Below are 8,627 nucleotides of genomic sequence, written 5' to 3' on the forward strand. Positions count from 1 at the left end.
GTGCCGAAGACCACGTAGTGGAAGTGGGCGACGACGAAGTAGGTGTCGCTGATCTGGAAGTCCAGCGGCGGCGAGGCCAGGATGACGCCGGTCAGGCCGCCGAGCAGGAAGGTGATCAGGAAGCCGACGGAGAACAGCATCGGCGACTCGAACGACAGGTGACCCCGCCACATCGTGCCGATCCAGTTGAAGAACTTCACGCCCGTCGGCACCGCGATGAGGAACGTCATGAACGAGAAGAACGGCAGCAGGACCTGCCCGGTCGGGAACATGTGGTGCGCCCAGACCGTGATGGACAGACCGGCGATCGCGATGGTGGCGCCGACCAGGCCGATGTAGCCGAAGATCGGCTTACGGCTGAAGACCGGCAGGATCTCGGTCACGATGCCGAAGAACGGCAACGCGATGATGTACACCTCGGGATGGCCGAAGAACCAGAACAGGTGCTGCCACAGCATCGGCCCGCCGTTGGCCGGGTCGAAGATGTGCGTGCCGAGCTTGCGGTCGGCCTCCAGCGCCAGCAGCGCGGCGGCCAGCACGGGGAAGGCCATCAGCACGAGCATGCTGGTCAGCAGGACGTTCCAGGTGAAGATCGGCATGCGGAACATGGTCATGCCGGGCGCGCGCATGCAGATGATCGTGGTGATGAAGTTCACCGAGCCGAGGATCGTGCCGAGACCCGACAGGGCCAGGCCCATGATCCACAGGTCGCCGCCGATGCCGGGCGAGTGGATCGCGTTCGACAGCGGCGTGTAGGCGAACCAGCCGAAGGAGGCCGCGCCGCCCGGCGTGAGGAAGCCGGACACGGCGATGACGCTGCCGAACAGGTAGAGCCAGTAGCTGACCATGTTCAGGCGCGGGAAGGCCACGTCGGGGGCGCCGATCTGGAGCGGCATCAGCTCGTTGGCGAAGCCGGCGAACAGCGGCGTCGCGAACATCAGCAGCATGATCGTGCCGTGCATGGTGAACAGCTGGTTGAACTGCTCGTTGCTGGTGATCTGCAGCCCCGGCTGCGCCAGCTCGGCCCGCATGATCAGCGCCATGACGCCGCCGATCAGGAAGAAGGCGAACGACGTGATCAGGTACATGTGCCCGATGATCTTGTGATCGGTCGAGGACATCCACTTGGCGATGATCTGGCCCTTGGTGACGGGCCGGACCGGCGCCCGAAGCGGTTCTTGGATGGCGGTCACTGGGCACTCCCAGCCTGGGTCGCGATGTACTGGTCGAACTCAGCCTGCTTGACGAGCTTCACCGAGAACAGCATCCGGCTGTGGTCGACGCCGCACAGCTCGGCGCACCGGCCGGCGTAGACGCCCACGCGGTCGTCGCCGAGCGTCTTGATCTCGAACTTGCGCCCCGGGTTGCCCTCCGGGATGCCGGGGATGATGTCCCGCTTGAACAGGAACTCGGGCACCCAGAACGAGTGGATCACGTCGTCGGTCGAGAGGTCGAACTCGACCTTGGTGTTCGTCGGCAGGACCAGCTGAGGGCCCTGGTGGTAGTCGTGCACCGGCATGCCGGACACGGGCTGCGTCGTCTTGCCGTTGTAGGTCGTGGTGAAGCGCCAGCTCCACTGGTAGGCCTCGACCTTGACCTTGACGGGCGCGTCGCCTGCGACCTCCGTGAGGGCCTTGCTGTCGCGGGCGGTGAAGAAGAAGAACACCGAGACCATGACGAGCGGGACCACCGTGTAGAGGATCTCGATCGGCAGGTTGTAGCGCACCTGGGGCGGCAGTTCGGCCTTCCCCTTGCGCTTGCGGTGGAAGATCGCGGCCCAGACGATCAGGACGATGACGACGACGCCCGTGGCGAGTGCGGCGATCCAGGCCCCGTTCCACAGATGCTGAACGACCTCGGCCTGCTCGGTCACGCCCTCGGGCAGCAGGCCGTTGGACCAGTCGAACTTGGGAACGTCATTAGCACACGCCGTAGCAGTGGCCAGCAGCAACGCCAAAGCGGCGGCGCGCGGCACCCTGCGCCGGGCCAACGAACGCCGCGTCGTACGGCGAGTCGGACTCACGGATCGCCTACCCCACAGATGAAGCCCAAGAGTCTTTCCCTTGGGTGCTCGTATTTCCAAATGCACAGCTGATTGCAGACACATTAGCGTGCAGGTGTCCCGCCCTACCGCGCGACCCCTCGATGGCGCCGCAAGTGGGACGATGGGTCTCGTGGCGTATTTCGACGCGGCCTCGAGCGAGCCGCTCCACCCTCAGGCACGCGAGGCGCTGCTGGCGGCGATCGACGTCGGCTGGGCCGACCCCGCGAGACTGTACACCCAGGCCCGCCGCGCTCACCTGCTGCTGGAGCAGGCCCGCACGGAGGTGGCCGAGGCGCTCGGCGCGCGCCCCGACGAGGTGTCGTTCACCTCGTCCGGCACGCAGGCCGCGCATCTCGGCGTGCTCGGCACCCTACACGGCAGGCGCAGGGTCGGGCGTCATCTGGTCACCAGCGCGGTCGAGCACTCCAGCGTGCTGCACGCGGCCGGCGTGCACGAACGCGACGGCGGCACGGTCGAGACGGTGGGCGTGAGCCTGGAGGGGCGGGTCGACCTCGACGCGTTCGCCGAGGCGGTCGCGCGTCCCGGCACGGCGCTGGCCTGCCTCCAGACGGCCAACCACGAGGTGGGCACGGTGCAGCCGGTCGCCGAGGCCGCCGCCGCGTGCCGGGCCAACGGGGTGCCGCTGCTGGTCGACGCCGCCCAGACGGCCGGCCGCATGCCGATACCGCCGGGCTGGTCGGTGCTGACCGCCAGCGCCCACAAGTGGGGCGGCCCGGCCGGTGTGGGCGTGCTGGCGGTGCGCAAGGGCACCCGGTTCCGCTCGTTCCTGCCCGAGGACGAACGCGAGCGGCGGCGGGTCCCCGGCTTCGAGAACGTGCCGGGCATCGTGGCCGCGGCGGCGGCACTGCGCGCGATGAGCGCCGAGGCGGCGCAGGAGCAGGCCCGGCTGTCCACGCTCGTCGCCCGGATCAGGGAGACCGTGCCGAAGGTCGTGCCGGACGTCGAGGTGATCGGCGACCCGGTCGGCCGGGCGCCCCACATCGTGACCTTCTCGTGTCTCTACGTCGACGGCGAGGCGCTGCTCACCGAGCTGGACAAGGCGGGATTCGCCGTATCGTCCGGAAGCTCGTGCACCGCTAGTACGCTTCGTCCATCGCACGTCCTCGAAGCGATGGGCGTGCTGACGCATGGGAATGTCCGGGTGTCGCTGCCCAGGGGCACGTCCGCGGCCGAGGTCGACCGGTTCCTGGCCGTGCTGCCCGATCTGGTGCGCCGCATCCGGCACGACGCAGGAGTCGCATGACCGAGGTAACTCAGCCGTCATTGACGATCGACGCGCTCGGGAAGAAGTGCCCGATCCCGATCATCATGCTCGCCGAGCAGATCAACCACGTGCCGCTCAACGCCGTGGTGGCGGTGCTGGCCGACGATCCGGCGGCCTACACCGACGTGCCGGCGTGGTGCCGGCTGAAGTCCCACCGCCACGTGGCCTCGTACGAGCTGCCCGAGGGCGGCTGGGCCATCCACGTGATGCGCAACTACTGACGGTTTGTGGGTAGGGCCCTCCCCTGACGGCACATCGACCATTCGGGGGAGACCATGGCCAAGGGGAACGAGACCGCCCGTGACGTGATGAGCACGGGCGCGGAGTGCATCGCCGCGCACGAGACGCTCGACCGGGCGGCTCAGATGATGCGCAACAACGACGTGGGCGCGCTGCCCGTGTGCGGCCCCGACGACCGGGTGACCGGCATCATCACCGACCGCGACATCGTCATCAAGTGCGTCGCGGCCGGTCACGACCCCGCGCAGGTGACGGCGGGCGAGCTGGCGACCGGCCTGGTCTGGGTGACGGCGGACGCCACCGTGCAGGAGGCGCTGTCGCGCATGGAGCAGAACCAGATCAAGCGGCTGCCGGTGCTGGAGAACGAGCGCATCGTCGGCATGATCAGCGAGGCCGACCTCGCCCGGTGCCTGCCGGACGACCAGCTCGCCGAGTTCGTGCACCGGGTGTACGCCAAGCGCTGACACCCGTACGGGGATCGCCCCGCCACGCCTGCGGCGGGCGGGGCGTACGCGTGTCAGGGGTGGTAGCAGCGCACCTGGCCGGCGATGTCGGCCGCGGCCTCGGCGCCGTAGGCGGCCGTGAAGCGCTCCAGGAAGACCTTCTGGCCCAGCTCGTACTCCTGGCCGCCGACGCGCTCCAGCACGTGCGTGGCCGTCAGGTTGCCGATCTGGCCGCAGCGCTCCAGCGGCAGGCCCCAGGCCAGGCCGGACAGGAAGCCGGCGCGGAAGGCGTCGCCGACGCCCGTGGGGTCGGCCTTGCCGCGCTCGGGGGCCGGGGCGACCTGGATGGACGGCTCGCCCTTGCGGTCGATGACGGCGCCCTTGGGGCCGAGCGTGGTGACGCGGACGCCGACCCGGTCGAGGATCTCCTCGTCGGACCAGCCGGTCTTCTGCTCGATGAGCCCCTTCTCGTAGTCGTTGGAGAACAGGTAGGCGGCGCCGTCGACGAGCTGCCTGATCTGCTCGTCCTCCATGCGGGCGAGCTGCTGGGAGATGTCGGCGGCGAAGGGGATGCCGCGCTGGCGGCACTCGTCGGTGTGCCGCAGCATCGCGTCGGGGTCGTTGGGGCTGATCAGCACCAGGTCGAGGCCGCCGACCCGGGCGGCGACCGGCTGCAGCTCGATCAGCCGCGCCTCGGCCATCGCCCCGGTGTAGAAGGAGGCGATCTGGTTGTGGTGCTCGTCGGTGGTGCACAGGAAGCGCGCGGTGTGCTGCGTCTCGGAGATGTGCACGGACTCGCAGTCGACGCCGTGGCGCTCCAGCCAGGAGCGGTAGTCGGCGAAGTCGTTGCCGACGGCGCCCACCAGGATCGGCTTGAGGCCGAGACAGCCCATGCCGAAGGCGATGTTGGCCGCGCAGCCGCCGCGACGGATCTGAAGGTCGTCGACCAGGAACGAGAGCGACACCCGGTCGAGCTGCTCGGCGATGAGCTGATCGCCGAAGCTTCCTGGGAACGTCATCAGGTGGTCTGTCGCGATGGAGCCGGTTACGGCGATGCGCACGGGATTCTTCTTCCTCGTTGTCAGCAGGCCAATGAGCCCCACGAGAATACGCGAAGGTCCCGCTCGCACAAAGGCGGGCGGGACCCCACAGGCCGAAGCCGTGACCCCTTAGTTGAACGAGTCGCCACAGGCGCAGGAGCCGGTGGCGTTGGGGTTGTCGATGGTGAAGCCCTGCTTCTCGATCGTGTCGACGAAGTCGATGCTGGCGCCCATCAGGTAGGGGGCGCTCATGCGGTCGGTGACCACGCTGACCCCGCCGAAGTCCGTCACCACGTCACCGTCCATGGAACGGTCGTCGAAGAAGAGCTGGTAGCGCAGGCCGGAGCAACCACCCGGCTGCACGGCGACCCTCAGCTGCAGACCTTCCTCACCCTGCTGCTCCAGCAGGCTCTTGACCTTCGCGGCGGCCGCGTCAGTCAGGATCAGGCCCTGCGTCGTGGTCTCGCTGCTCTCAACCGTCATCTGCTGACTCCCTAACCCGGCTGTCTGTTTCCGACGTCCTACTGATGACGCTACCAACACCTCGCCCATGCCACACATTCCCGGGTCCCCTACCCCCGGAATAACCACGTTCGTCCGTGTGTCATAGTGAGTATCGTCAAAACGACGATAAGGGGGTATGGCGATGGCCACCCAGACTGGGCTGCCGCTCTTCGTCCTCGGGCAGGGCGCCGATCCGCACAGCGAGAAGGGCGTCGAGTGTCCCGGCGAGCTGCCGCCCGCGTCCGACCCTGACCTGGTCGAACGCGCCCGCAAGGCCAAGGAGGCGCTGGGCGACCGCCTGTTCGTGCTGGGCCACCACTACCAGCGCGACGAGGTCATCCAGTTCGCCGACGTGACCGGCGACTCCTTCAAGCTCGCCCAGCAGGCCGCCGCGCGGCCCGAGGCGGAGTTCATCGTCTTCTGCGGCGTGCACTTCATGGCCGAGTCCGCCGACATCCTCACCGGCGACGCCCAGAAGGTGGTGCTGCCCGACCTCGCCGCCGGGTGCTCCATGGCCGACATGGCCACGTTCGACCAGGTGGAGGAGTGCTGGGAGGCCCTTGAGGACGCCGGTCTGGCCGGCGAGGTGGTCCCCGTCACGTACATGAACTCCAGCGCCGACATCAAGGCGTTCTGCGGGCGCAACGGCGGCGTGGTGTGCACCTCCTCCAACGCCAAGAGGGCGCTCGACTGGGCCTTCGAGCAGGGCCGCAAGGTGCTGTTCCTGCCCGACCAGCACCTCGGGCGCAACACGGCGGTGCTGGAGATGGGCATGTCCCTGGACGACTGCGTGGTCTGGAACCCCCACCGCCCCGACGGCGGGCTGACCCGCGAGCAGCTCGACCGGGCGCGGATGATCCTGTGGAAGGGCCACTGCTCGGTGCACGGCCGCTTCACGGCCGAGTCCGTCGACGACGTGCGCGCGCGCATCCCCGGCGTGAACGTGCTGGTGCACCCCGAGTGCCGGCACGAGGTGGTGCTCAAGGCCGACCACGTGGGCTCGACCGAGCACATCATCAAGACCCTCCAGGCCGCTCCCGCCGGGTCGAGCTGGGCCGTCGGCACCGAGCTGAACCTGGTCAAGCGGCTGGCCACGATGTTCCCCGACAAGAACGTGTCGTTCCTGGACCGGACGGTCTGCTACTGCTCCACGATGAACCGGATCGACCTGCCGCACCTGGTGTGGGCGCTGGAGTCGCTCGTGCTGGGCGACGTCGTCAACCGGATCACGGTGGACGAGGACACCGCCCACTGGGCCAGGGTCGCGCTGGACCGCATGCTGGCGCTTCCGTAACGCCCTCCCCCGACGGGCCGGGCCCGTGGCGAGGAGCGCCCGCCCTCGCCGCGGGCCCGGCTCTGTTCCCGGCTCCGGCTGCGGCTCGGTCAGGCGAAGTCGTAGCCGACGCGGACGCCGACCGTGAGCGTCTGGCGGCCCGGGCTGACCGAGGACGCGCTCTCGGCCGCCGCGGCCATCGCGACCAGCGGCTGGGGGCCGCCCCTGATCTCCTCGGAGATCGACACGACCGGGCCGAGCGGGCGTCCGGCCAGCTCGGCGTAGTGGGCGGCCTTGGCCGCGGCGTCCCTGAACGCTCTCGCCCTGGCCTCGCCGAGCACCGACGCCGGGTCGGACAGCTCGAAGGTCACGCCGTTGAGCCTGGCCTCCTCGCCCACGCCGGCGACCGTGTCGATGACGGCGTCGGCCCGCGGCAGGTCCCTGACGACCACCTCGACGCCCTGGGCCGCCCGGTAGGCGGAGACCTTCGGGTAGACCTCGTACTCGGGGCCGAGCGAGAGCTCGACCGTGCGCACGTCGTGGGCCGCGACGCCGGCCCCGGCCAGCGCGTCGGCCAGCCGGGCCGCGGCGGCCCTGACCGCCGTGAACGCCTCGGACGCCGACGACCTGCGCACCTCGACGCCCGCCAGCAACCGCAGGACGTCGGGCGCGGCCTGCACGCTGCCCTCACCGACGACGGAGATGTCCACGCCTGCCCCCTAAGATTGGGTTCGCCTCGATCCTACGGGCGTGTCCTGCCCCCGCCCGCGGCCGGCTCACAAGGCGGTTCAGACCGCGGCTCAGACAGCGTCGACGATCGCGCCGGGATCGTCCAGCTCGACCTGGTGTCCCGAGCGGGGCAGCAGCACCAGCTTGGCGTCGAGGCGGGCCGCCAGGCTCTGCCTGCGGGCGTCCCGGCCGCCCGCGCCGAGCACGGTGACCGGGATGTCGGGAAAGGGATGACCGGCCCGGATGTCACGGAGGTCGGCGGCCATGTCGCGGCGGGCCAGCCACTCCCCCGCCACCGCCGCGGGCACCTTGCCCATCCGGTACACGCCGAAGGGGTCGCCCATGCCCGTGACCAGGCGGTGCGCCGGCGGCCCGGTCAGGCGGGCCAGCACGTTCGCGCCCCACGTGCCGCCGAGCGCGGGCAGCCACGCGCCCAGGACGGCGGCGAGCGCGAGCGGCCGGCGCACGGGCGTCGGGCTGGGGTCCACCAGGACGAGCTTGGCCACGCAGAGCGGGTGCAACCGGGCGAACGCCTCGGCGTGCCAGCAGGACAGGCCGTGCGCGACCAGGGTGACCTGGGACGGCTGCGCGGGGGCCAGCGCGGCCAGCCGGGCCACCTCGCCGTACAGGGTGGGCCGGTCGGTCGCGGGCGGGCTGAGGCCGAGCCCCGGACGGTCGAAGCGGACGACCCGGTGGCAGGCGGCCAGGCCGGCGGCCACGGCGTCCCAGTGGAACCAGGCGCCGCCCAGGCCCGCCGTGATGAGCACGCCGGGGCCCGCGCCCTGGTCGAGGACGTGCGGAGGGCCACAGGGGGCCTCGTCGTCGTCGTGGACGAGCAGCCTGAGCGCCACGTACACAACCCAGACGGCGACCATCGTGAGCTGGATCCGGTGGGCGACGCCGGCCAGCCGCCCGGCGGCCAGGGCGGCCAGCATGAGCCCGGTGGCGCCCACGTTCAGGCCGGTGAACAACCACGACACCCACGAGCGCCAGCGCGCGGACAGCACCGCCATGGCGGTCAGCACGGCCGTCGTGGCCAGCGCACCGGCTCCACATGGTGGCCGGCGCG

General features: G+C 70.2%; 10 protein-coding genes. 4 read left to right on the forward strand and 6 right to left on the reverse strand.

All coding sequences use genetic code 11. The annotated features are described in order from the left end of the window. Window positions 1-1,193, reverse strand: a 1,193-nt coding sequence (locus tag ACWCSD_RS41130) for a cbb3-type cytochrome c oxidase subunit I (RefSeq protein WP_449923026.1), incomplete at its 3' end; no start/stop codon positions are given. Beyond that, window positions 1,190-1,990 carry an aa3-type cytochrome oxidase subunit II gene (gene ctaC / locus ACWCSD_RS41135; RefSeq protein ID WP_449923029.1) on the reverse strand — a complete coding sequence of 267 codons (801 nt, stop codon included), beginning with the start codon at window positions 1,988-1,990 and terminating at the stop codon, window positions 1,190-1,192. The genes ACWCSD_RS41130 and ctaC, both read right to left, overlap by 4 nt. Before the next feature lie 175 nt (window positions 1,991-2,165). Here ctaC and ACWCSD_RS41140 point away from each other — a divergent pair, with 175 nt between their 5' ends. The 3 genes from ACWCSD_RS41140 to ACWCSD_RS41150 are packed head-to-tail and all read left to right on the forward strand — an operon-like array spanning window position 2,166 to window position 4,033. After that, window positions 2,166-3,308 carry a cysteine desulfurase family protein gene (locus tag ACWCSD_RS41140; protein WP_397162245.1) on the forward strand — a complete coding sequence of 381 codons (1,143 nt, stop codon included), beginning with the start codon at window positions 2,166-2,168 and terminating at the stop codon, window positions 3,306-3,308. Then, the gene (locus ACWCSD_RS41145; protein WP_352353344.1) at window positions 3,305-3,550 is read left to right on the forward strand and encodes a sulfurtransferase TusA family protein; all 246 of its coding nucleotides are present in this window, start codon (window positions 3,305-3,307) and stop codon (window positions 3,548-3,550) included. Before ACWCSD_RS41140 ends, ACWCSD_RS41145 begins: the two co-directional genes overlap by 4 nt. Before the next feature lie 54 nt (window positions 3,551-3,604). After that, on the forward strand, window positions 3,605-4,033 hold the full coding sequence (locus ACWCSD_RS41150; protein WP_387666124.1) for a CBS domain-containing protein: 429 nt from the start codon (window positions 3,605-3,607) through the stop codon (window positions 4,031-4,033). A gap of 53 nt (window positions 4,034-4,086) precedes the next feature. On the opposite strand, the gene ACWCSD_RS41155 is transcribed toward ACWCSD_RS41150, so the two are convergent. Together ACWCSD_RS41155 and erpA are read right to left on the reverse strand one after the other, a co-directional pair. After that, window positions 4,087-5,073 carry a carbohydrate kinase family protein gene (locus ACWCSD_RS41155; RefSeq protein ID WP_364331808.1) on the reverse strand — a complete coding sequence of 329 codons (987 nt, stop codon included), beginning with the start codon at window positions 5,071-5,073 and terminating at the stop codon, window positions 4,087-4,089. A 108-nt stretch (window positions 5,074-5,181) separates the two neighbouring features. Next, on the reverse strand, window positions 5,182-5,535 hold the full coding sequence (gene erpA, locus ACWCSD_RS41160) for an iron-sulfur cluster insertion protein ErpA (RefSeq protein WP_049566397.1): 354 nt from the start codon (window positions 5,533-5,535) through the stop codon (window positions 5,182-5,184). A 157-nt stretch (window positions 5,536-5,692) separates the two neighbouring features. On the opposite strand from erpA, the gene nadA reads away from it, so the two are divergent. Continuing rightward, entirely contained in the window at window positions 5,693-6,850 is a 1,158-nt protein-coding gene (nadA, locus tag ACWCSD_RS41165; RefSeq protein ID WP_449923036.1) for a quinolinate synthase NadA, read from the forward strand. Window positions 6,851-6,939: 89 nt separating this feature from the next. Here nadA and ACWCSD_RS41170 read toward each other — a convergent pair whose 3' ends face one another. Beyond that, window positions 6,940-7,539, reverse strand: coding sequence for an SIMPL domain-containing protein (locus ACWCSD_RS41170; RefSeq protein ID WP_449923039.1), 600 nt, complete (start codon window positions 7,537-7,539; stop codon window positions 6,940-6,942). A 90-nt stretch (window positions 7,540-7,629) separates the two neighbouring features. Then, a partial coding sequence (locus ACWCSD_RS41175) for an alpha/beta fold hydrolase (RefSeq protein ID WP_449923042.1) occupies window positions 7,630-8,627 on the reverse strand: 998 nt, incomplete at its 5' end.

It is taken from the genome of Nonomuraea sp. NPDC001684 (assembly GCF_053596515.1).